Origin of the sequence: Cupriavidus sp. KK10 (assembly GCF_018223725.1) — a bacterium.
Taxonomy (GTDB): domain Bacteria; phylum Pseudomonadota; class Gammaproteobacteria; order Burkholderiales; family Burkholderiaceae; genus Cupriavidus; species Cupriavidus necator.
Window position 1 is genome coordinate 969,927 of the sequence record NZ_CP073677.1, and the last position, 22,996, is coordinate 992,922.

Here is a 22,996-nt window from a genome sequence, read left to right on the forward strand (position 1 = left end):
CGAATCCAACCTGTCAAATCGGAGATCGATCATGGAAGAACGGATGAACTGGCAAGACGTGGCCCCTGACGCGTACAAGGCAATGATCGGCCTGGAGGTCTACCTGGCGCGCTGCTCGCTGGAGACCACGTTGAAGGAACTGGTGAAGATCCGCGCCTCGCAGATCAACGGCTGCGCGTTCTGCCTGGACATGCACATCATCGATGCGCGCAAGCATGGCGACAGCGAGCGCCGCTTGAACCTGCTGCCGGCCTGGCGTGAAGTGAGTTGGTTCACCCCACGCGAGCGCGCCGCGCTGGCGTGGACCGAGGCGCTCACGCTGCTGCCGCAAAGCCAGGCGCCGGATGCGGACTACCAGGCCTTGCGCGAGCAATTCTCGGAAAAGGAAATGGCCGACCTGACCTTGCTGATCTCGGCCATCAATGCATGGAACCGCTTTGGCGTCGGTTTCCGGCGCCAGCCACCGGCGCTCTGAGCCACGGCGCACATTCGCCTGACCCCAGCCTGACCCCTGCCGCGGCCTGCCGATTGACAAGCCGCGGCGCAGTGCATTAGCTTCTGTTGCAGATGCTGCACAAATGGCAACCGCCGGCGGCGCCGGCATCGGGGGCATGGTGGCGATACGTCAGGAGGGCGGCGAAGCCGGGGCCGAGGGTACCGTCAAGGCCCGGCGCGAGCGCGGCAGGGCCGCACGCCAGAAGGTGCCGTGCGGTGCGCATGAAGCCATCGGCAACGTCGACCGCGACCCCGTCGAACTGCTGGAAATCAGCAGCCACGGCCGGGTGGAGCGGCTGGTGCCGCTGCGCTATGGCCGCGTGATCCAGTCGCCGTTCGCCTTCTACCGCGGCAGCGCCATCATCCAGGCGCACGACCTGGCCGGCACCGCGGATTCCGGGCTGCATATGCAGATCTGCGGCGACTGCCACCTGGCCAACTTCGGCGGCTTTGCCACGCCCGAGCGCGCGCTGCTGTTCGACCTCAACGATTTCGACCAAATCAGCCCCGGCCCGTGGGAATGGGACCTCAAGCGCCTGTGCGCAAGCTTCGTGGTGGCGGCACGCCACCTGCAGCACAAGGCCGGCGTGGCCGAAGCCGTGGTGCGCGAGGCAGTGGGCAGCTACCAGCGCCGCATGCTGGCCTATGCCGAAATGGGCATGCTTGGCATATGGTACGACCGCATCACCTTCGAGCGGCTGCTCGAAGAAGAAACCTTGCCCGAAGTCCAGAAACGCATCCGGCGCGGCATGGAGCGCGCCGCCGACCGCACCCACGAGTCGCTGCTGCCCAAGTTGGCCGAGCGCATCGGCGACCGCTGGTCGATACTCGATACGCCGCCGGCTATCTTCCGCGTGCGCGGCGAGCAGACGCTGTTCGGGACGGGCGACGACTGGCTGGCCGCCAGCGACGCGGATCTGGCGCTGGACCAGGCCTACAAGGACTACCTGTCCACGCTGGCTCCCGACCGGCGCCAGCTGCTCGGCCATTTCACGCGCCATGACGTGGCCTTCAAGATGGTCGGCGTAGGCAGCGTGGGCACGCGCTGCCTGGTGCAGCTGATGTGGACCAGCATGAGAAGCCGCTGTTCCTGCAGGTCAAGGAGGCCACCAGGTCAGTGGTGGCGCGTTACTTCAAGAGCGCGCCGAGCGCGCACGAGGGCCGCCGCGTGGGCGAGGGCCAGCGCCTGATGCAGGCCGCGAGCGACCTGTTTCCTCGGCTGGACCAAGGGGCTGTTCGGGCGGCACTTCTATATGCGGCAGCTGCGCGACATGAAGCTGTCGGCACAGATCGAGCTGATGGATGGCGACCTGCTCGGCCGCTATGCCTCGCTGTGTGGCTGGGTGCTGGCGCGGGCGCACGCCAAGGCCAGCGGCCTGGCCGCCGAGGTCAGCGGTTACCTGGGCCGCAGCGACCGCATGGCCGACGTGATGGTAGGCTATGCCAATGGCTATGCCGACCAGGTCGAGCGCGACTACGATCAGTTTGTCGCCGCGTGCCGCTCGGGGCGCCTCGAGGCGCGCACCGATGCCGACATGGCTGCTGATTTCCGCGTGTAGCCCACGCATCTTGCCTGGCCAGGAGTCTGCCCATGACAGAAGACACCCTGCTGCAACTGATGACGGAAGTCGAGAAGGAAGACCCCATCGACTACGCCGACCTGCCGTTCGACGACGCCGCGCTGCGCCGGCTGGCGTGCCGCCTGATCGCCGAGCGTTCCAGCGAGATGGAGGCGTCCGGCCTGCCGGTGGAAGCACTGCTGGCCACGATGTGGGCCTCGACCGCCAAGCTGGTGCTGGAGAACCTGGTGCTCAACGCGCGCCTGCTGACGCTGCAGGGCCTGCCCGACGACGCCCAGGCGCTGATCGAGCGCATCGCGCGCCAGTCGCGCGGCGGGGCCTGAACGCGCCAGCCTGACTGCGCGGCCCGCACCCCGGGCAATGTGCCGCAATCATCTCAAGCTGCGGCGGCTCTGCCGTTTCGCTAAAATACGCGTTTTCACCCAGCCGGTCCGCGCTGTGACTGACACGCGGCGGAGGCGGCTGACCAGGAGGATTTCGGTGATCAAGTGGATAATCGTCGCGGGCTACCTCGGTGCCGTCCTGTATGTGCACTTCCGCGGCAAGGTGCGCCTGCGCATCTGGCGCCAGCTGCTGGACCATTCGGCCCTGGTGGCTCCAATCAACTGCTTCATGTATGCGTTCTCGGGCGTGCCTCGCACGCCGTACATCCCGGTCGACAACTTCCCCGACCTGGAAAAGCTGCGCGCCGCCTGGCCCGAGATCCGCGATGAAGGGCTGGCGCTGGCCGCGATGCGCAAGATCAAAGCCGCGGACAAGAACGACGACGCCGGCTTCAATTCCTTCTTCAAGTACGGCTGGAAGCGCTTCTACCTGAAGTGGTACGAGGCCCAGCACCCGTCGGCCGAGCAGCTCTGCCCCAAAACTGTGGCGCTGCTGCGCGAGCTGCCCACGGTGAAGGCGGCGATGTTTGCCGAGCTGCCGCCGGGCGGCAAGCTCAACCCGCACCGCGACCCGTTTGCCGGCTCGCTGCGCTACCACCTGGGCCTGGCCACGCCGAACGACGACCGCTGCTTTATCGAGGTCGACGGCGAGCGCCACAGCTGGCGCGACGGTGAGGGCGTGGTCTTCGACGAAACCTACCTGCACTGGGCCGAGAACCGCAGCGATGCCAACCGGCTGATCCTGTTCTGCGATATCGAGCGTCCGATGCGCTACGGCTGGGCTGCGAAGTTCAACCACTGGATGGGCCGCAAGGTCATGACCGCGGCCAGCTCGCCCAATGACGAGCACGACCAGACCGGCATGATCAACCGGCTGTTCCGCTTTGTCTGGCTGGGCGGCCAGTATCGCCGCCGCTTCAAGGCCTGGAACCGCCAGCTTTACTACGTCACCAAGTTTGGCCTGATCGTGCTGGGCGTGGGGCTGATCGTCTTCCTGTAAGCAGCAAGAGAGCCGGCGCAAGCCGGCTCTTTGCCTTGGGCGGGCAGCGAGCGCCGTTCACATCCCGCTTTGCGACCCTGTTCCGGAGATCCCGATGCGCGTCCGCTCCGCACTGTGGCTGGCCGCCGCCCTTGGCGCCGCCGCTTGCACCACGACACCTGAAGAACGAGCCGCCAGCAGCGCCGCTGCCGTCGGCAAGCCCAACCCCGCCTCCTTGACATCCCCCCCGTCCTCAGCCTTCGGCTGCCGCCTTACGGCGGAAAGGACGAGGATTCCTACGGCGCTACGTGATGCTCTACGTAGTCACTTCGGTGGGTTCCTGCTTCGTAGAGCGGCTTGACTACGCCGACTCTCCACAGGCTGCAACGCGGTGCCCCCGCGCCAAAATGTTGATCGCGCCGACCACGTCGGCGTGATTCGCATAGCCGCATGCCACACAGGCGAAGCTCGCCTGGCTCTGCCGGTTCTCGGCAGATACATGCCCGCAGCAAGGGCACGTGCGACTGGTGTGTTGTGGCGGCACAGCTATTAGCCAGCCGCCATTCCACGCTAGCTTGTATTCCAGTTGACGCCCGAACTCGTACCAACCCTGATCGAGGATGGCCTTGTTCAGGCCGGACTTGGCCCTGACGTTCTTGCCCGGTTGCCCGCTTGAACCGGCCGCTGACTTGGACATGTTCCGTACCTTCAGGTCCTCGATACACACCATCGCTTGATTTTCGCTGATCGTGGTCGTGGCTTTGTGCAGGTAGTCGAGGCGGGCGTTACCGATGCGTGCGTGGATACGCTGGATTCGGGCCTTGGACTTCTTCCAGTTGTTGCTGAATTTCGTCTTGCGGCTCATCGCCCGCTGCGCACGGCGCAGTCTGGCTTCGTGCTTCCTAAAGCTGTTGAGCGGCGCGAGGAAAGTGCCATCGCTCATGGTGGCAAAGCGAGCGATGCCCATGTCGATGCCGATGGCGCTGGTGGCTTTCGGCACAGGTCGCTCGACCTTCCGCTCAGTCTGGATCGAAACAAACCACTTGCCGCCCGAAAGACTGACGCAGGCATTGCGTACCTCACCGAGTACGTCGCGGCTGTTCCTGTATCGCAGCCAGCCCAGCTTGGGCAAAAAGATACGCGAGTTGGTCTGATCAAGCTTGATTTGCTTCTGGTCGGGATAGCGGAAACTGTCGCCCAGACCCTTCTTCTTGAAACGCGGGAAGTCGGCCCGTTTTGCGAAGAAATTTGTGTAGGCCCGCTCCAAGTCCTTGAGCGTCTGTTGAAGAGGATGGACTGGTGCATCGGCCAGCCATGCTGTTTCCGTGCTGTTGCGCCACTCCGTGAGTTGCTTACACAGACCGGCATAGCTGAGCTTCTTTTCGCCTTGATCGTAACGCTGTTTCTGCAACGCCAGCGCCTTGTTATAGACGAACCGGCACGATCCGGCATAACGGCGCATGTTGCGCTGCTGCTCGCCGTTCGGCATCAATTCGTATTTGAAGGCTTGAAGACGCTGCATGGCCCAATCATACTCTTGGCCTATGAGCGACGACAATGACATTCGGCAGAGGACCTGCGCGACATATTTACCGGCGTTTGCGCAGATTTCGAAGCTGAACTGGTGGAGTTCGATGGGGAGGACGATCACGTTCACCTTCTTGTGAACTACCCGCCAAAGGTCGCGGTGTCCGCACTGGTAAACAGCTTGAAAGGGGTCCAGCCGTATGATCCGAAAGAAGAACTACCCGAGCATCAGCAAGAAGCTATGGGGCGGTGCGCTGTGGTCGCCGTCTTACTTCGCAGGGAGCTGCGGCGGTGCGCCCATCGAGATCATCCGCCAATACATTGAGCAACAACAGACGCCGCATTAGCCGCCGAAAGGACGCCGACGGCGTCCGCGCTATCCTTCCCCGGCCTAAAGGCCGAGGCTTGCCGCGCACCTGGTCAACTGCACGCAGCGCGGCGGCAAGCTGCAGATCGTGTCGACACCGGCCGGCCAGTCCGGCATCTGCACCTTCCCGTCCGGCAAGCAATGCGAGGAGTGGGCGCTGATGCGCGGCCAATGCACGCCGGGCTGAGCCGCCAAGCTTCAATCGCGGCGGCGTTCGTTGGCCAGCGTAGTGTAGTAGTCGCGCTTGGCCTGATACATGCGGCTGTCGGCCAGCTTGACGATCTCGTTCAGCCGGTCGCCTTGCAGGCAGGTGGCGTGGCCGATGGAAAAGCTCAGGCGTGCTCCCGGGTAGAACTGGTTGTTCAGCTCCACCACCTTGCCGATCTGCTCGATCACCGTGGCAGCGCCGCGCTCGTCGCGCCCGGGCAGCAGGATCATGAACTCGTCGCCGCCGATGCGCGCCACGCAGGCCTGCTCGCCCACCGCCTTCTTCAACACCTCGCCGGTGCGGCGCAGCAGCCCGTCGCCGTCGGCATGGCCGAACTGGTCGTTGACCACCTTGAGGCCGTTCAGGTCCACCGCCACCACGCTGACCGGCCACGGGCCCTTGCGGCCCAGCCGCGCCAGCTCGTCCTCATAGTAGGCACGGTTGTAGAGCTTGGTCAGCACGTCGTGCTTGCCCAGAAACTCGACATAGGCCTCGGCCTTCTTGCGCGCCGTGATATCGGTCAGCGACACGAGCACCTGGTCCCAGTCCGCTTCCCGCCCGGGGAACACCGACCACTGCATGAAGACGTCCACGGCGCGGCCATCGAGCGCGTAGTTGATGACTTCGCGCTGCTGCCACAGCTTCTCGTGCCAGAGGTCGATCAGCTGCTCGGCAAAATGGATGCGCATGTCGTCGCGGAACACATCGCCCAGCCGCGACAGCAGGACTTGCTTGCTGTCCGCGCCGAACATCTGCAGCGTCTGCTGGTTGACATCGAGCACACGAATCTCCTGCATGCAGCGCGAGACAAAGTCCGGATGCACGTTGAGGAAGGTGCGGAAGTCGGTAATGCCGGCGCCGCGGACCTCATCGAGCAGCACCTTGACCGCGCTGAAGTCCTCCACCCACAACGACACCGGCGAATGCTCGAACAGCCCCAGCGCATATTGCTCGCTGCGGCGCAGCTCGCGCTCGGTGCGCATGCGCGCGGTGATGTCCTTGATCGACAGCAGCACGCGCTCCCAGGTGTCTTCGTGGCCCGGCATCACCGTGGCCTCAAGCTGGATGTCGAGCCGCTCGCCATCCAGCGTGTAGTTGACGGTCTGGCTGGCGAAGCGATTGCCGCCGTCCCACAGCTGGCCGAGTTCCTCGACATGCTGATCGAGCATGTCGTCGCGGAACACGGTGTCGAGGTTGGCCACCAGGTCGTCGAGATCGGCCGCGCGGAACAGCTCCAGCGTGCGCCGGTTCACGTCGATCACGCGGATCAGCGCCGAGCATTGCGCCGCTTGCTGCGGGTTCGCGCGCAGGTGGGCGCGCAGGTCGGCGACACCTTCCTTGCGCAGTTGCGCAAAATACTCGCGCACGGCGCTGAAGTCTTCCAGCCACAGCGAGACAGGTGCTAGTTGGAACAGGGTTTGATAGTCGTCCAGGTTGTTGCCGGCAGGGTTGCCGACACCCTTGCCGACGGACGTTGCCGCGGATGCACTGCTCAAGGCTTTTCTCCTTTTTCTTTTTCCCGTGGTGCACGGCGCCCGTGGTCGGTCTTCGCCCCCGGAGACCAGCCGGGCAGCCCCTGCGCACCAGCGCATTAGGATAGGCGAGGCACCGGCAAAAGGGGAGGGATATTGCAGGCAGGCGCCAGGGCTAGCCTGCCAGCCGCTGCACGATGGCGGCCAGCGTGCCCAGCGCCCGCTCGATCTGCGCCGAGCGCGGCGTGCCGCAGTTGACGCGCAGGCAGTGGTCGAAGCGCCCGGCGTTGGAGAACATCACGCCCGGCATCACGCGGATGCCGGCCTGCAGCGCCTGGTCGAATACCGCTTCGGACGACACCTGCGCGGGCAGCTCCACCCACAGGTGCATGCCGCCGCGCGGCGAGCCCAGCCGCGTGCCGGCGGGAAAGCTGGCGGCGATGGCCTGCGCGAACCATTCGCGCTGCGCGCGCAGCCGGGTGCGCAGCCGGCGCAGGTGGCGGTCGTGCGCGCCGGAAGCCAGGAAGTCAGCGGCCGCCATCTGCGACAGCATCTCGTTGGGCCGCGACAGGCCGAACTTGAGCATCTCCACCCGCGCCTGCCATTTGCCGGCGGCGATCCAGCCCAGGCGCATGCCGGGCGCCAGCACCTTGTGCAGCGAGGCGCAGTGGATCACGTTGCCGCTGCCATCCCAGGCCTTGGCCGCGGCCGGCGGCGCATCGCTGTCGGCGGTGGCCGAGAAGCAGTCGTCCTCGATCAGCGCGATGCCACGCGCTTCGCACCACTGCACCAGCCGCGCCTTGTGCGCGTCCGGCATGATGCAGCCGAGCGGGTTCTGCAGGTTGGGCACCACCGCCACCGCGCGGATGTTGTCGTAGTGCTGCGCGGCCAGCTCCAGCGCCTCCAGCGAGATGCCGGTCTGGGGGCTGCACGGGATTTCCAGCGCGCGCATGCCCAGGCTTTCCAGGATCTGCAGCAGGCCATAGTAGGTCGGGGACTCCACCGCAATCACGTCGCCCGGGCCAGCCACCGCGCGCAGCGCGAGGTTGAGCGCCTCGGTGCAGCCGTGCGTGATGACAATCTCTTCCGGTGCCAGCTGCACGCGGTTGCGCAGCGCCTGGCGCGCAATCGCGGCGCGCAGCGGCTGGTAGCCATCGGACTCGACCGCCTCGCCGAACAGCTGCGGATGCCGGCGCAGCGCACGCGCCGCGGCACTGCGCAGGGCCTCGGTCGGGTAGAGCGACGGCGCGCAATAGGCGCCGCCCAGATCGGTATGCACGTGCTCATGCTGGCTGCGTGCCAGCAAGCCTGAAATGCGCTGGTGGATGCCAACGTACTGGGCCGGGTCCGGCAGCGCGGCGGCGGGCTCTGACAGTCCGGCCAGCGGGCCGCGCAGCGGCGCGGCAACAAAGTAACCCGAGCGTGGGCGCGCTTCCAGCAGGCCGTCGCTTTCCAGTTGCCGGCATGCCTGCAGCGCGGTGGACAGGCTCACGCTGTGCAACGCCATCAGCGCACGCACCGACGGCATGCGGTCGCCGGCGGCGAGCGTGCCGGATTCAATGGCGCGGCGGTAGTGGCCGGCAACCTGGCGGTAGAGCGGGGTGGTGTCCATGGGGGGATCGTGGCGTGGTCGGCCGCATCGGTACAGATACAGAAGCGGGGCCCCTGTATCGTAACAGCCCGAAATCCTGGTTGCTGTTCCGGTTCAGGTGCTACACGGGTGTGCCTGCCGCATGCGCTGGCCGGTCGATAGGCTGGAGTCCTGTGCCTGTTACCGGAGTCCTGTCATGCAAAGCGATCTCAACGACACTTCAATCGTAATGCCGCTTTCGGCCGGCCAGTGCCTGCGCGTGCGCGTGGCGGCGGGCACCGTGCTGCGTGCCGGCGTGGGTGAGCTGGAGGTTGCTGGGCCGCCGCAATGGCTGGCCGATACCTGCTATGTACCGCGGCGGCGCCTGCGCGCGGGCGACACGTGGATCGTGCCCGCGCGCGGCTGGCTGGCGGTGTCGGCCAGCCGTGCCGGCGCGCTCTTGGTCACAGCCCCGCCGGGCTGGCTGCCCCGGCTGCGAGCTTGGCTGGCGTGGTCCTGGCGCCGCACCGGCCCGGCTCGCCAGCCCGTATCCCGCCCGATTCCCGACTCCGCGCCCGAAAGACTATAAAATTGCGCTCCGGCCGGCCTGGCACATTGGTGTGCCCAACCCCCCGGCCGCAGTTCTCGGGTTCCCCATGCTACGTCTAAGTGAAGTCAAACTCCCGCTCGACCATACCGAAAGCGACCTGGACGCCGCCGTGCGCACCAGCGCCGCGCAGATCGGCGTCAAGGGAGACGGCCTGATCGGCTATACCGTGTTCCGCCGTGCCCACGATGCGCGTAAGCGCTCGGATATCAAGCTGACCTACATCATCGATATCGAGGTGCGGGACGAGGCCGCCGCCATCCAGCGCATGGCCGGCAAGCCGCACTGGAGCGTGGCGCCCGACATGGCGTACCACTTCGTCGCGCGTGCCCAGGCAGGCAGCACGCATCCGCGCCCGGTGGTGATCGGCATGGGCCCGTGTGGCCTGCTGGCCGGGTTGATCCTGGCGCAGTCGGGCTTCCGCCCCATCATCCTGGAGCGCGGCAAGGCAGTGCGCGAGCGCACCAGGGACACCTTTGGCCTGTGGCGCAAGAGCGTGCTCAACCCCGAATCGAACGTGCAGTTCGGCGAGGGCGGTGCGGGCACGTTCTCGGACGGCAAGCTGTACAGCCAGATCAAGGACCCGAAGCACTATGGCCGCAAGGTGCTCAACGAGTTCGTGCGCGCCGGTGCGCCGGAAGACATCCTGTACAAGGCACGCCCGCATATCGGCACCTTCCGGCTCGTGAGCATGGTCGAAAAGATGCGCGCCGAGATCACCGAGCTCGGTGGCGAGATCCGCTTCGAGACGCGCGTGGACGATATCGACATCGACGGCGGCCAGGTGCGCGGCCTGAAGCTGTCCACCGGCGAATACCTGGAAGCCGACCACGTCATCATGGCGGTGGGCCACAGCGCGCGCGACACCTTCGAGATGCTGCATGAGCGCGGCGTGTTCATGGAGGCCAAGCCGTTCTCGCTGGGTTTCCGCATCGAGCATCCGCAGGGGCTGATCAACCGCAGCCGCTTCGGCAAGTTCGCCGGCAACAAGCTGCTGGGCGCGGCCGACTACAAGGTCGTGCATCACTGCAGCAACGGGCGTTCGGTGTACAGCTTCTGCATGTGCCCGGGCGGCACGGTCGTGGCGGCTGCTTCCGAGCCGGGCCGCGTGGTGACCAATGGCATGAGCCAGTACAAGCGCGCCGAGCGCAACGCCAATGCCGGCATCGTGGTGGGCATCACGCCCGAGGACTATCCCGGCGGCCCGCTCGCCGGCATCGAATTCCAGCGCAAGTGGGAAGCGCGCGCGTTCGAACTGGGCGGCAGCAACTACTGCGCGCCGGGCCAGCTGGTGGGTGATTTCATCGCGGGCCGGGCATCGACCGCGCTGGGCTCGGTCGAGCCTTCGTACAAGCCCGGCGTGACGCCGACCGACCTGAGCACGTCGCTGCCTGACTACGTGATCGCGGCGATCCGCGAGGGCATTCCCGAGATCGACAAGAAGCTGCCTGGCTTTGCCCTGCATGATGCCGTGCTGACCGGGGTGGAAACGCGCACCTCGTCGCCGCTGCGCATCCGCCGCAACAACGATGACTACCAGAGCATCAATGTGAAGGGCCTGTACCCGGCGGGCGAAGGCGCGGGTTATGCCGGCGGCATCTACTCCGCGGCGATCGACGGCATCGAAGTGGCCGAGGCCGTGGCGCTAAGCATCGTCGGCGGCAAGGCCGCCTAAGCCTGCTGCAGGTAAGCCGCGGCGCCGAGCGCCGCGGTGCGCCCGCTGGCAAAGCACGCCGTCAGCAGGTAGCCGCCGGTGGGCGCTTCCCAGTCCAGCATCTCGCCCGCGCAGAACACGCCCGGCAGCGCGCGCAGCATCAACCCTTCATCCATCGCTTCGAAGCGCACGCCGCCAGCGCTGCTGATCACTTCATCGATGGGCCGCGGGCGCAGCAGCCGCAGCGGCAGCGCCTTGATCGATGCCGCCAGCGTGCCCGCATCGTGCATCGCTTCCTTCGACAGGCATTCGCGCAGCAGCCCGGCCTTGACGCCGGTGAGGCCAAGCCGGCTTTGCAGGTGGCTCGACAGCGAGCGCGCGCCGCGCGGATGCTTTACCTGCGCGCTGACGTGCTCGGCGCTGTGCGCCGGCAGCAGGTCAAGGTGGATGGTGGCGTCGCCATCGGCTTCGATGCGGTCGCGGATCGGTGCGGACAGCGCGTAGACCAGGCTGCCTTCGATGCCGGTTGCGCTGATGACGAACTCGCCCTGGCGGTAGTGCGCGTGTTCATCGCGATCGGCCAGGGCGATCGCGACGGGCTTGACCGGCTCACCGGCAAAGCGCTCGGCAAATGCCTCGCTCCACGCTACATCGAAGCCGCAGTTGGCGGGCCGCAGCGGCGCAATCTCGACGCCGCGCTCGGCCAGCCGCGGCACCCATGTGCCATCCGATCCCAGCCGTGCCCAGCTGGCGCCGCCCAGCGCCAGCACCACCGCGCGTGCCTGCACGACCGTTTCACCGTGCGGCGTGGCAAAGCGCAGCGGATGCTGCGCGCTCTCGTCCCAGCCCAGCCAGCGGTGGCGCATATGGAACTGCACGCCGGATTCGCGCAGGCGGTGCAGCCACGCGCGCAGCATCGGCGCGGCCTTCATGTCGGTCGGGAAGACGCGGCCGGAACTGCCGATGAAGGTTTCGATGCCAAGCCCGTGCACCCACTCGCGCAGGGCCTGCGGGCCGAAGCCCGCCAGCATCGGCGCGATCTGTGCGGTGCGGGCGCCATAGCGGCCCAGGAAGGCCGGCTGCGGCTCCGCATGGGTCAGGTTCATGCCGCCCTTGCCGGCCATCAGGAACTTGCGCCCGACCGACGGCATCGCGTCGTAGACGGCCACACTGGCACCCTGTGCCGCCAGCACTTCGGCCGCCATCAGCCCGGCCGGGCCGCCGCCGATGACGGCAACGTCTAGGCTGGCTTGAGAAGGGGAGGAAGTGGCGGAAGAGGGCATCAGGAGGCTCGGCAGGGGGCAGGGTGTTTCCGCCGCGGATTATAGAGCCTGCGGCAGCGCTAGAATGACGGTTTGCCGCGCCTTGCCATCATGACCTCCGCCACCCACTCCGCAGACACCGTCATCGCCGCCACCCGCCACTGGCTGGAGCGCGCCGTGATCGGGCTCAACCTGTGCCCGTTCGCCAAGAGCGTGTATGTGAAGGAGCAGGTGCGCTACGTGGTCAGCACCGTCACCGAGGCGCCGGACGTGATGGACGACCTGGAGCGCGAACTGCGCCTGCTGGCCGATGCCGACCCCGATCAGATCGACACCACGCTGCTGATCCTGCCGGATGCGGTGGCGGACTTCCTCGACTTCAACGACCTGCTGTATTTTTCCGAGCGCCTGCTCGGCAGCCTCGGCTTGGAAGGCACGCTGCAGATCGCCAGCTTCCATCCGCAGTACCAGTTTGCCGGGACCGAGCCGAACGATATCGAGAACTACACCAACCGCGCGCCGTATCCGATCCTGCACCTGCTGCGCGAGGATTCCATCGCCCGCGCGGCGGCGGCGTTCCCGGATGCGGCGGATATCTATGAGCGCAACCAGGCCACCATGCGCCGCCTGGGCCACGACGGCTGGCAGCGCTGGATTGCGGGCGAGGACGAACCCGAAAAAGGCTGATTACGCAGCCGGCGCCGGCGCGGTAAAGAAGCGTTCGCGCATCTCTTCCAGCCCCAGTCTTTCCAGCACCTCTTCCAGCCGCTCGGCCGGGCGGCGGCGCGGCAGGTCCTTGTACTGCGCGATGATCAGCTCGTTCTTCATCGAGTGTTCCCAGCCCACCAGCTCGGTCACGTTGACCTGGTAGCCATGCGCCTCCAGCTGCAGGCAGCGCAGCACATTGGTCACCTGGCTGCCGAACTCGCGCGTGTGCAGCGGGTGGCGCCAGATCTCCGTCAGCGGATTGCCCGCCAGCAGCTTGCCCTTGTGCTTGCGCAGCACGCTGGCCACTTCGGCCTGGCAGCACGGCACCAGCACGATATGGCGGGCCTCCTTGGCCAGCGCAAAGCGGATCGCATCGTCGGTTGCGGTATTGCACGCATGCAGCGCGGTGACGACGTCGACAGTGGGCGGCAACTGCGGCGAGGTGATCGAATCCGCCACCGACAGGTTCAGGAACGACATCCCCGGAAAACCCAGCCGCGCGGCCAGCGCCTGCGAGGTCTTCACCAGTTCTTCACGGGTTTCGATGCCGAAGATGTGCGAATCGTCCTGCAGCGCCTTGAAGAACAGGTCGTACAGGATAAAGCCCAGGTACGACTTGCCGGCGCCGTGGTCCACCAGCGTGACGCGGCCGCGCTCGGCCTTGACCTCCTGCAGCAGCGGTTCGATGAACTGGAACAGGTGATAGACCTGCTTGAGCTTGCGCCGGCTGTCCTGGTTCATCTTGCCGTCGCGCGTCAGGATATGGAGTTCCTTGAGCAGTTCGATGGACTGGCCGGGGCGGATTTCGTGGGTATTTGACATGAGGGGGGACTGCACAGGCTGCGGGACGCGGCGCGTCCCGGAATGCCGACAGTTTACCGAAAAGTCCCCAAGGGCCCCTGAGTGACGTGGACCTCACCGGCTCGGGCGTGGTGCAGCGGAGTCGTCGGCGTCGCCAGCACGGGTGGGTTTGAGCGAAATTGCGCGTCGGTGCCGGAGTAAATGGTAAAAATATTAAAAATGCTTGGCTGCTGCCCGTTCCAGGAATGATTGCGTTCCACCAGGCTCCGGTCGCTGGGCTTCAGCCAAAAAGGTGGCAAAAAGCAGTAATCGATTGCATTTCCCCGTCAGCGGCCGTGTGTGTTGCACATGGGCCAAGGCTGATTTCCGAAATCTGCAACGAACCGGAAACAACATAATTGACACGATTTGTGTCATGAGCTCGTAACGCGCAAATTTGGCAGAGGCGGATGGCGGGCTGACGTGCCGGGTTGGATGCGGTGACACGGTGGAGCGGTACGCCCGGCGGCGCGCCGCGCCGCCGGGACGTTGCCCTTACTGCAAGGAAGCGCATTTCCCGCCGAGAAATGCGAGGACTGAGGAAATGCCTTCGGTGGTGGCGGAGTAAATCATAAACCGTCCTTGCTGGCGGCTTTTAACCAATCCCGTTCTGACCAGTTCCTTCAAATGGAATGTTACGGAGGACGGGGTTAAATCGGAAGATGCTGAGATAATGCCCGCCGGTATTCCTTCCGGTCCCGAATCGGCGAGCAGTAAAAATATCCTGAGCCGATTTTCCTGTGCTAACGCCCCCAGTATTTCCACTGCGTTCTTTATATCCAGTTCTGCCATTTTTTTGCTTCTTTATTTTATGCCGCGGGCAGCTGGCAGGGGCGGTATGACTGCCCCGGTTCGCCTTGAAGTCCAGCAGGCAGGCCGCATGCGGCCTGCCGCCCGTGGCGCGGCTTGTCATCCGTAAATCAACACTCAATAGCACCCCATTGCTGGCAATGTGCCGGTTCCGAGAATAGTTCCTATAACCTCAGTGTATTGTAAAAGATTACTTTTTGTTACATTCGGGGGGGAGTCATTGGTAGGGTTATTTCAATGCTATTAAAAATATTGAAATTATTCTTCTTCGGCCCTAAGGAACCTTTTGATAGCATGCACGCCGCTGGTGCCGGATAACCGTTCGCATCAGCGTTTTCTTTACATATGGCTTCCATATGAGGCGCCTTTCATATGGCGCAACCGTTTCTGTGCATTCCCATGGAAGGAGTCGTTATGACATTCGCAAATCTTCGCCGCAAAGCGCGTCAGCAAGGTCAGGGCATGACCGAATACATCATCATCGTGGCACTGATCGCGGTGTCCGCGATCGGCGTCTATGCCATGTTCGGCCAGACTATCCGCAACCAGACGGCGGGCCTCGCCCAGGAAATGGCCGGCAAGAACGCGGCGTCCAAGCAGGCCATCAAGCAAGCCGGCAGCGCCGCGGACGATGCCAGCTCCAAGGCCAACCAGGGCAAGGGGCTGAACAACTACAACGTCGGCAACGACACGGGCAAGAACAACTAAGCGGCACCGCCGCCAGTTGCTTGCTGCGCTCCAGCACTCGCGATCCCGGAACATGGGCAAAACAGGTCTTGCGCATCGACGCAGCCGCCCCGGCCAGCGCGGTCAGGCACTCGCCTTCGCGCTGGTGTTCCTCGCCATTGGCGGGCTGGCCCTGTATCTCGCCTTCAACGCGAGCCAGCTGACCAGCGCCAAGACCAAGCTCCAGAACACGGCGGACGCAGCGGCCTATAGCGCCGCGGTGCTGCAGGCGCGCGACTACAACTTTGCCGCCTACGCGAACCGCGCGATGGTGGCCAACCAGGTGGCCGTGGCGCAGGCCGTGAGCCTCAAGTCGTGGATCGATGAGCTGAAGGGCACCTACACGGACAACACCTGGATCGACACGCTGGTTAAGATCTTCTCCGACGGGCAGTTGCTGTGGACCACGCCCAAGCAACTCGGCAAGGCCGCGATCACACCGGTGCGATCCGCCCTGAACACGCTGCTGCCGCCGCTGGTGACCGGGCTCGATGACATCATCGCCGCGCTCAGCATGGCGCAGCACGCCTACCACGCCGGCACCATCGCCGCGGTGCCGCTGGTGACCGACGAAGTCGCCAAGCGCAACCAGCCGGATTCGACGGTCAGTTCCGGCTACTTCTTCGGCCCGCGTTACGGCGTGCAGCTGGCCCGCTGGACCAAGTTCACCACCGTGACCGATCCGCAGAACCCCAAGCAGGGTTCGGCCACCGGCAAGGACCGCTTTGCCGACGTCACCACCGACGGCGCCACGCTCGACGGCTTCCTGAAGGACCGCGGCTCGCCGCGCTCGCCGACGGCGGTCCCGACCGCCTACAAGGGCTGCAAGGGCGCGGTGGTGGCCATCATGGTGACCGTCGTCACGCATGATGGCGGTACGCATTTGCGCCGCGACAAGAAGGGCTGGGAAGCACTCGATGCTTCGCAGGCCAACGGCACGCTTGCCTGTGTCTGGGCCACGCCGGCCGGCCCGGTCGGGTTTGCGATTCCCACCGTGTCCAGTGTCGGGCGCGGCGGCGCGGCCAATGGGCCGGGCGGGCGCTATTCGGGCCGCTCCGGCTATGGTGGCTACAGCAACTTCGGCGGTTCGCTGCTGAACCCGCTGACGCTGATCGCCGCGCAGATGCAGTACTCGTCGGGTCCTGGCAAGACCCTGCACAACAAGCCCGCGGGGCTGCAGGAGTACGCCGACCTGAGCAACCAGCCCAAGCCCGGCACCGGGCCCGTGGACGATTTCAACCGCGCGCCTTCGATCACGATCGAGGCGCAGCGCCAGGACACTTCAGTCGTCACCAGTTCGCGCGTGCTGCCGGGCGGCGATCGCCTGACGCTGGACGAACGCATGGCCGGCGGCATGATGCGCGCGCTTGCCAGCGGCAGCGCGTACTTTATCCGCCCGACCGACAGCGGCGGTATGGCGGGTGCGCTGCGCAGCGCGGCGGGGTGGCGGCGTGCCGATTCGCGCGTGGAATACCCGAGCCTCTTCAATCCGTACTGGCAGGCATCGCTGACGCAGACCAGCGATCTCGAACGTGTTGCCGCGATCGCGGCACAGGGCAACTGAGGGAGCGGAGATGCGCATGCGCAGGCCAGCCAGGCCGAACCGGGCAGCCGGACAGGCAATGATCGAATTCGTGATCGCCGCGATGACGGTGCTCGGCGTGCTGTTTCTCGGCATGGCGATGCTGGGCAAGTTCAGCGACGTGCGCAACAAGGCGCTGATGGCCTCGCGCTATGCCGGATGGGAGCGCACGGTGTGGACCGTCGATCCGGGCTGGCGCGCGTCACACGGGAGCTTCGCCAGCAAGGGCGACGAAGAGATCCGCAGCGAGTTCGTGCAGCGCGTACTGGGGCACGACCAGGCCGCGCTGGCGTCGAACGACCGCACGGCGCGCCGGCTGCCCGGCGGCATGGCGCCGATGTGGAAGGACCATGCCGGCGTGGACATGCTGCGCAACTATGCCGACGTGACCCTGGGCAGCGGCGTCGACGAGACGCCGGCCGCCACGCTCAAGCCGATCACGGCCGCCATGGGTGCGGCCAACGCGGTCAGCGCCGGCTTTGACCTGGCCACGCGCAACCTCTACCGGGCCGAGGTGGGGTTGTCCGTCGCCGGCGACAACGCGGCCCTGCGCGCGCTGTGGCCGGGCTGGACCGGCTTCGGCATGCAGGACCACACCGTGCTGCTGACCAACGCCTGGACGCCCGAGGGGCGCAACGGCACGCTTGCCGTGATCAAGGAAGCGGTGCCCACCAGCAAGGGCGGCGTGATCGACACCGCGCTGACCGTCGGGCTGGCCGCCTTCGGGCCGGAAATCCTGCAACTGGACCTGGGCCGCATCCAGCCCGACGTGGTCCCCGCCGACCGCCTGGGGGCCCGTTGAGATGAGAGGCTGCATGCATGGCGTCCTGATGCGCTGCCTGGCCGCGCTGCTGCCGTCTGCGCTCGCCTGGTCCGCCGCGGCAGCGACCGCGACAGACTGCACCCGGCAGCCGGTTGCGCCTGCCAGGGCGCATGCAGTTGGCACCGACATGGTGGTCAACGGCCTGCCCACGCGGGTGCTGACGATGGAGTTTGCCGGCACCGCCGAAGCGGTGTCGGACGCATGGCGCCAGTACTGGACCCGTGAAGGCGTGCCGGCGCGCGGCCAGCGGGCCGGCGGCCAGTACGTGCTGAGCGCGATCGACGGGCTTTGCCACTATGTGCTGTCGCTGGAACCCAGGCCCGCGCCGGGCGGGTATGTGGCGGGCATCTTCTCGGTCAGCAAGCTGGCGCCAGTGGCGTCCGGCGCCGGGCTGGGCGAGCTGGGCCTGCCGCCCGGCGCCAAGGTCCTGTCGGATGTCCAGAGCACGGACCGCGGCCAGCGCGGGCGCACCCTGGTGGTCCGGCTGCCGGGCAACGCGCAGGGCGCGCGGCAGCGCGCCGCCGACCGGCTGGCGGCGCAGGGCTGGAGTTCGGTGGTGCAGATGCCCGCGCCCATGGCCGATGGCTCCGGCCGCATCGAGGGCCTGACGCTGGCCATGCAGCGGCAGCAGGAACGCATGGATGCCACCTTTGTCGACCGCGCCGGCCAGACCGACGCGGTGATCACCGTGGCGCGGCCGGAGTAGGGCGATGGCAATCCGTAGCAGGCGCCAGCGCGGGCAGGCCGCGTTCGAATACATCGTCATCACGCTGCTGGTCGTTGCCGTGCTGGTCGCCGGTGGCGACAACTCGGTCATCAGCATGCTGGCCGCGGCGTTCAGGTCCTTCTTTCAGGCGTACAGCTTTTCCCTGTCACTTCCCTGACGCACCGCCACCGGGCGGCGTCTGGCCACTGCAAGCACATTCATGCTGAAGAAAATCAAGATTCATTCAATCATCGGGAATCCCTGGGTCGTCCTTGTCATCGCCGTGCTGGTCGCCGGCCTGCTGACGCTGTGGATCTACCGCTTCCTGAGCGGGCGCGAAGCGGCACTGAAAGAGCAACTGGCCGCGCAGCTGAACGAGGGCCGCCGCGTGGCCGTCATGGTGCCGGTGCGCAACGCTGCGCCGGGCACGATGATCGACGGCAATGGCTTCGCGGCGCGGGAGATCCCGGCCGACCTGGTCTACGAAGACATGATCCTGGCGAGCAGCTTCGACAAGGTGGCGAACCTGCGCCTGGTGCGCAAGGTGCGGCAGGGCCAGCCGGTGCGGCGCGCGGACGTGGAAGCGCTGCAGTCGCGCGATTTCTCCGACCTGCTCAAGCCCGGCAAGCGCGCCTTCACCATCGAGGTCGACATGGTCAATTCGACGGCCAAGATGCTCAAGCCGGGCAACCATGTCGACCTGTTCCTGATCAGCTCTACCTCGCCCACCGCGGCAGGCACCGACAAGCAGACCGCGCGCCTGCTGATGTCGGACATGCTGGTGCTGGCCACCGGCCAGGACGTGCGCCCGCGCGACTATGGCGAAGCCATGGCGGCGCAGGCCGCGGAGGGCGCGGAGGGCGCGGAGGGCATGGAGACCAACCCTGACTACGACAGCCTCACGCTGATGGTGTCGCCAGAACAGGCGGCGCGGCTGGCGCTGGCGCAGAAGGTCGGCAGCCTGCGCGCGGTGCTGCGCAATGCGGCCGATAAGACCGCGACCCCGCAGATCGCGGTCAGCGAGCACGCGCTCTTTGCCGGTGGCGACGAAGCGGCCATCGAATACATCGTCGGTGGCCGTTCCGCGGGCGCCAACATGATCTCCAAGCTGCCTACCGCGCAGGACATCGGCAACGCCATTTCTTCGGCGCTGGCCAATGGGGGTTCCATGGGCGGTTCCGCGGGCGGCATCGCCCAGGCCCAGCAGGGCGCGGTTGCCAACGCCGCCAACGCCATGGCGGGCCGGCCGGCCTCGCGTTGAGCGTGGCCGCCGCACGACATCAGATTATCCAGAACACCAACTGACGGAACACGCAATGGATGGGTCTTTCGCGCAGCCCGGCGGCAACGCCGCGTGCCTGCAGGCGGTCACGGTACACAGAGCACCGGACGGGAAAACGGGTAAGGGCGCGCGCCATGCGGCGCGCGCGGGGATGGCAGCACTGGCGGCAGCCGCATTGGCCTCGGGGGCCTGGGCCGCCGAGCCCGTGACCACCGCGGCCCGCACTGGCGCTCAGCCGCCGTCGTACGAGGTGCCGGCGCGCTTTGGCGCGATCGAGCTGTTCAAGGGCGAGGTGCGCGCGCTCGAGGTGCCGGGCACCATCAAGCGCGTGGCCATCGGCAACGGCGCGCTTGTCAGCAGCACGGTGGTCGATGGCCGCCTGCTGCTGCTGGCCGAGGAAATCGGCACCACCAGCCTGATTGTCTGGAACGAGCGCGGCGTGGCGCTGCAGGGCAAGCTGCGCGTGGCGCCGGCCGATACCGCCGACGTGGCCCAGCGCCTGCGGGCGTCGCTGGGCAGCGTGCGCGGACTGAAGATCGAGGTGGTGGGCCCCAGCGTGGTGCTGTCGGGCATCGTCGATCCGCAGATGGTGCCGCTGATCAAAACCGCCACCTCGGGCCTGGACAGCGTGGTCAACCTGGTGCGCGCCGACGAGGGGGATGCCCTGAAGAAGACCGTGCACTTCAAGGTCCACATCATGGAGATCACCCGGCGCGGCATGGAGAAGCTGGGCATTGCCTGGCAGCAGAGCTTCAACGGGCCGCAGATCGCCTTCGCGGGCAATCCGGTGCACACCGGGCGCTATCGGACGCTGCCGTCCACCGATGCGGCCACCTTCACCGATACCCCGAGCCAGGTGGCCGGCGCCGCCAGCGGTTTCTATCTCGGCATTGCCACGACCATCTTCTCGCGCATCAACCTGGCCATCTCCGATGGCGATGCCTACGTGCTCGCCGCGCCGGAACTCAACAGCAAGAGCGGCGGGCTGGCCACCTTCCTGGCCGGAGGCGAAGTGCCGATTCCCAAGGCCGGGGCGTTCGGCACCACCGACGTGGACTACAAGCCGTACGGGATCAAGCTCAACATCCGCCCGGCGGTGAACGTCGACAACGTCATCTCCACCACGCTGGAAACCGAGATCAGCCAGATCGATCCGTCGGTATCGTTCGGCGGCTTCCCGGCATTCCTGACGCGCCGCACCACCTCCGAGACCTCGATCCGCGCGGGCGAAACGCTGGCAATCTCGGGGCTGGTCAATGCCGACGCGTCCAAGGCCGTCGACAAGGTGCCGCTGCTGGGCAGCATTCCCATCCTCGGGCGATTGTTCCGTTCCGACGAATTCCGCAACAACAAGAGCGATCTGGTGATCTTTGTCACCCCCGTCGTCTATGACCCGGCCAGCCCGGAAAACGGCGCGCTGCTGCAGCGTGGTGCTGATGTCGATGCCAATTACCGCCACCGCTTCGGCGAGCCGAGCCCGCTGCCCGCGGCGAATGCCGTGCGCGAGCAAGAAGTGATGGAGCAGAAGCGGCCGCCGCTGCCGCCGCCCGGCGTCGACCCGATGAACGGGGGCTGATCCGGCCATGCTCAATATCCGCCTGCAGCAGCGCAATGGCAGCGCCGAAGTGATCCATGTCAAGGGGCCGGGCTGCACCATCGGCAAGGATCCTGGCTGCGACATCGTCCTCAAGGGCCTGCTGATCGGCAAGATCCACGCCCGCATCGAAGGACACAACGGTGGCTGGTATATCGAGGATCAGGGCGGCATTGCCTCGACGCTGATCAACGGCGACCCGATCACGCGCTATGGCCCGCTGGCGGCGGCCGACCAGATCGAGATCGGCGGGTTCGTGATGTCGGTCGTAGCCGAGCCGGGACGTGCGGGAACAGGCGCGGCGGCGCAGCCATCGCCGCCGCAGCAGAACCACACCCAACCGCAGCGGGATGCTCCGGCGCCTCAAGCGGCGGTGTCGGTGCCCAAGCCTGTGCCGCCTCCGTCGCCGCCACGGGAGGCGGTGACGGAGGCGGCATCGCCCCAGGCAAGCGTGCCGGTGCTGCGCGACGCCATGCCCGCACCCAGGCCGCCGGGGCCTGCGCCGATACCGCCGGCCGACGAGGCATTGCGCGCGCCGATCAACTCGCTGCGCGGCGTGGAACTGCGCAAGCAGGCGCACCAGCGTCTGATCGCGGCACTCGACCTGCGCCGCGTGAATGTCGCGCGCATGGACGAGGACGAACTGCGCGAACTGGTGGGCTCGCTGCTGGATGACATCCTGAAGGAGAGCGTGTTCCGCAGCCAGGAGATCCCGCTGGATGCGCTCAAGCATAGCGTCTTCGACGAAGTGATCGGGCTGGGTCCGCTTGAAGAGCTGCTGGACGACGACGCGGTCTCGGAAATCATGGTCAACTGCCATGACGAGATCTTTGTCGAGCGTGCCGGCAGGCTGACGCGTTCACCGGTGATCTTTACCGACGACCGCGCCGTGCTGGGCGCCATCGAGCGCATCGTTGCGCCGCTGGGACGGCGCATCGATGAAAGCTCGCCGATGGTCGATGCGCGCCTGCCCGATGGCTCGCGCGTGAACGCGGTGATCCCGCCGCTCGCCCTCAAGGGGCCGAACATCACCATCCGGAAGTTCTCGCGAAAAAAGCTCAGGGGCGAGGACCTGGTCGGCTTCGGGTCGCTGTCGCCCGAGATGCTGGAGTTCCTGCGCACCGCCGTGGAGCGGCGCGCGAATATCGTGATCTCCGGCGGCACGGGCTCGGGCAAGACCACGCTGCTGAACGTGCTGTCGAGCTTTATCCCAGACGACGAACGCATCGTCACGGTCGAGGATGCGGCCGAGCTGCAGCTGTCGCAGCCCAACCTGGTGTCGCTGGAAGCGCGGCCGCCAAATATGGAAGGCAAGGGCGCGGTGACGATCCGCGACCTGGTCAAGAACTGCCTGCGCATGCGCCCGGACCGAATCGTCGTCGGCGAATGCCGCGGCGGGGAAGCGCTGGACATGCTGCAGGCCATGAACACCGGCCATGACGGCTCGCTGACCACGGCCCACGCCAACTCGCCGCGGGACTGCCTGTCGCGTCTTGAGGTGATGACGCTGATGGCGGGGCTGGACCTGCCGGTGCAGGCCATTCGCGAGCAGGTCTGCTCGGCGGTCGACGTGATCGTGCAGCAGACCCGTTTTTCCTGCGGCTCGCGGCGCGTGACGCATATCACCGAGGTCAGCGGCATGGAAACGGGCGTGGTGCAGTTGCAGGACGTGTTCATGTTCCGCGAGGAAGGCTACGGTGCCGACGGGAAGGTCAAGGGGCGCTATGTCGCCACCTCATATATCCCGGATTTCTACCAGGACCTGATCCGGCGCGGCATCCAGGTCAATACGGGCATCTTCACCGCCCACGACGAGTAAGG

Annotated in this window: 21 protein-coding genes and 2 pseudogenes; 17 read left to right on the forward strand and 6 right to left on the reverse strand. The window is 66.3% G+C overall.

All coding sequences use genetic code 11. From position 1 onward, the window contains the following. The first annotated feature begins 31 nt into the window (after window positions 1-31). From KB879_RS04770 to lpxO, 4 genes and pseudogenes are all read left to right on the forward strand, one after another. The gene (locus tag KB879_RS04770) at window positions 32-475 is read left to right on the forward strand and encodes a carboxymuconolactone decarboxylase family protein (protein ID WP_153956183.1); all 444 of its coding nucleotides are present in this window, start codon (window positions 32-34) and stop codon (window positions 473-475) included. A gap of 136 nt (window positions 476-611) precedes the next feature. Beyond that, window positions 612-2,054 (forward strand): annotated as a pseudogene (locus tag KB879_RS04775) (DUF2252 domain-containing protein). 32 nt (window positions 2,055-2,086) lie between these two features. Beyond that, window positions 2,087-2,398 (forward strand): hypothetical protein, encoded by a 312-nt coding sequence (locus KB879_RS04780; protein ID WP_013955947.1) that lies wholly within the window; start codon window positions 2,087-2,089, stop codon window positions 2,396-2,398. A 157-nt stretch (window positions 2,399-2,555) separates the two neighbouring features. After that, window positions 2,556-3,458, forward strand: a complete 903-nt coding sequence (gene lpxO, locus KB879_RS04785) for a lipid A hydroxylase LpxO (RefSeq protein ID WP_013955948.1) — start codon at window positions 2,556-2,558, stop codon at window positions 3,456-3,458. Window positions 3,459-3,798: 340 nt separating this feature from the next. On the opposite strand, the gene KB879_RS04790 is transcribed toward lpxO, so the two are convergent. Next, on the reverse strand, window positions 3,799-4,959 hold the full coding sequence (locus KB879_RS04790; RefSeq protein WP_049800573.1) for an RNA-guided endonuclease TnpB family protein: 1,161 nt from the start codon (window positions 4,957-4,959) through the stop codon (window positions 3,799-3,801). Window positions 4,960-5,013: 54 nt separating this feature from the next. Between KB879_RS04790 and tnpA the strand changes: the two are divergent. After that, window positions 5,014-5,311: pseudogene (gene tnpA, locus KB879_RS04795) on the forward strand (IS200/IS605 family transposase); the annotation flags it as partial. A gap of 69 nt (window positions 5,312-5,380) precedes the next feature. Then, entirely contained in the window at window positions 5,381-5,518 is a 138-nt protein-coding gene (locus KB879_RS04800) for a DUF333 domain-containing protein (RefSeq protein ID WP_256449324.1), read from the forward strand. A gap of 11 nt (window positions 5,519-5,529) precedes the next feature. Here KB879_RS04800 and KB879_RS04805 read toward each other — a convergent pair whose 3' ends face one another. Both KB879_RS04805 and KB879_RS04810 read right to left on the reverse strand, forming a co-directional pair. Continuing rightward, the gene (locus KB879_RS04805; RefSeq protein ID WP_013955950.1) at window positions 5,530-7,035 is read right to left on the reverse strand and encodes a sensor domain-containing diguanylate cyclase; all 1,506 of its coding nucleotides are present in this window, start codon (window positions 7,033-7,035) and stop codon (window positions 5,530-5,532) included. A 151-nt stretch (window positions 7,036-7,186) separates the two neighbouring features. Then, window positions 7,187-8,623, reverse strand: coding sequence for a PLP-dependent aminotransferase family protein (locus KB879_RS04810; protein WP_211980837.1), 1,437 nt, complete (start codon window positions 8,621-8,623; stop codon window positions 7,187-7,189). Window positions 8,624-8,798: 175 nt separating this feature from the next. On the opposite strand from KB879_RS04810, the gene KB879_RS04815 reads away from it, so the two are divergent. Both KB879_RS04815 and KB879_RS04820 read left to right on the forward strand, forming a co-directional pair. After that, complete coding sequence (locus KB879_RS04815; RefSeq protein WP_153956186.1) at window positions 8,799-9,170, forward strand: hypothetical protein; 372 nt, start codon at window positions 8,799-8,801, stop codon at window positions 9,168-9,170. A gap of 67 nt (window positions 9,171-9,237) precedes the next feature. Next, on the forward strand, window positions 9,238-10,863 hold the full coding sequence (locus tag KB879_RS04820; RefSeq protein ID WP_211980838.1) for an NAD(P)/FAD-dependent oxidoreductase: 1,626 nt from the start codon (window positions 9,238-9,240) through the stop codon (window positions 10,861-10,863). On the opposite strand, the gene KB879_RS04825 is transcribed toward KB879_RS04820, so the two are convergent. After that, entirely contained in the window at window positions 10,860-12,125 is a 1,266-nt protein-coding gene (locus KB879_RS04825; RefSeq protein WP_211980839.1) for a TIGR03862 family flavoprotein, read from the reverse strand. The two genes, KB879_RS04820 and KB879_RS04825, sit on opposite strands and share 4 nt — an antisense overlap. A 90-nt stretch (window positions 12,126-12,215) precedes the next feature. Between KB879_RS04825 and KB879_RS04830 the strand changes: the two genes are divergently transcribed. Next, window positions 12,216-12,791, forward strand: a complete 576-nt coding sequence (locus KB879_RS04830; protein ID WP_013955955.1) for a DUF1415 domain-containing protein — start codon at window positions 12,216-12,218, stop codon at window positions 12,789-12,791. Here KB879_RS04830 and KB879_RS04835 read toward each other — a convergent pair whose 3' ends face one another. Both KB879_RS04835 and KB879_RS04840 read right to left on the reverse strand, forming a co-directional pair. Further along, window positions 12,792-13,634, reverse strand: a complete 843-nt coding sequence (locus KB879_RS04835) for an SAM-dependent methyltransferase (protein ID WP_153956190.1) — start codon at window positions 13,632-13,634, stop codon at window positions 12,792-12,794. It abuts the gene before it with no gap. Window positions 13,635-14,147: 513 nt separating this feature from the next. Continuing rightward, the gene (locus KB879_RS04840; RefSeq protein WP_211980840.1) at window positions 14,148-14,444 is read right to left on the reverse strand and encodes a helix-turn-helix transcriptional regulator; all 297 of its coding nucleotides are present in this window, start codon (window positions 14,442-14,444) and stop codon (window positions 14,148-14,150) included. A 432-nt stretch (window positions 14,445-14,876) separates the two neighbouring features. On the opposite strand from KB879_RS04840, the gene KB879_RS04845 reads away from it, so the two are divergent. From KB879_RS04845 to KB879_RS04880, 8 genes are read left to right on the forward strand one after another with little or no spacing between them, the layout of a single operon-like run. Further along, the gene (locus tag KB879_RS04845) at window positions 14,877-15,170 is read left to right on the forward strand and encodes a Flp family type IVb pilin (RefSeq protein ID WP_211980841.1); all 294 of its coding nucleotides are present in this window, start codon (window positions 14,877-14,879) and stop codon (window positions 15,168-15,170) included. A gap of 52 nt (window positions 15,171-15,222) precedes the next feature. Continuing rightward, window positions 15,223-16,752, forward strand: a complete 1,530-nt coding sequence (locus tag KB879_RS04850) for a pilus assembly protein TadG-related protein (protein ID WP_211980842.1) — start codon at window positions 15,223-15,225, stop codon at window positions 16,750-16,752. A 58-nt stretch (window positions 16,753-16,810) separates the two neighbouring features. Beyond that, the gene (locus KB879_RS04855; RefSeq protein WP_211980843.1) at window positions 16,811-17,572 is read left to right on the forward strand and encodes a hypothetical protein; all 762 of its coding nucleotides are present in this window, start codon (window positions 16,811-16,813) and stop codon (window positions 17,570-17,572) included. 13 nt (window positions 17,573-17,585) lie between these two features. Continuing rightward, window positions 17,586-18,299 carry a hypothetical protein gene (locus KB879_RS04860; protein WP_249221253.1) on the forward strand — a complete coding sequence of 238 codons (714 nt, stop codon included), beginning with the start codon at window positions 17,586-17,588 and terminating at the stop codon, window positions 18,297-18,299. 4 nt (window positions 18,300-18,303) lie between these two features. Beyond that, window positions 18,304-18,477 carry a hypothetical protein gene (locus tag KB879_RS04865; RefSeq protein WP_010809200.1) on the forward strand — a complete coding sequence of 58 codons (174 nt, stop codon included), beginning with the start codon at window positions 18,304-18,306 and terminating at the stop codon, window positions 18,475-18,477. Window positions 18,478-18,519: 42 nt separating this feature from the next. Further along, entirely contained in the window at window positions 18,520-19,560 is a 1,041-nt protein-coding gene (gene cpaB / locus KB879_RS04870; RefSeq protein ID WP_211980845.1) for a Flp pilus assembly protein CpaB, read from the forward strand. 55 nt (window positions 19,561-19,615) lie between these two features. Then, window positions 19,616-21,157, forward strand: a complete 1,542-nt coding sequence (locus KB879_RS04875) for a type II and III secretion system protein family protein (RefSeq protein ID WP_249221254.1) — start codon at window positions 19,616-19,618, stop codon at window positions 21,155-21,157. 7 nt (window positions 21,158-21,164) lie between these two features. Next, window positions 21,165-22,994 carry an ATPase, T2SS/T4P/T4SS family gene (locus KB879_RS04880; RefSeq protein ID WP_211980846.1) on the forward strand — a complete coding sequence of 610 codons (1,830 nt, stop codon included), beginning with the start codon at window positions 21,165-21,167 and terminating at the stop codon, window positions 22,992-22,994. The last annotated feature ends 2 nt before the right edge of the window (window positions 22,995-22,996 follow it).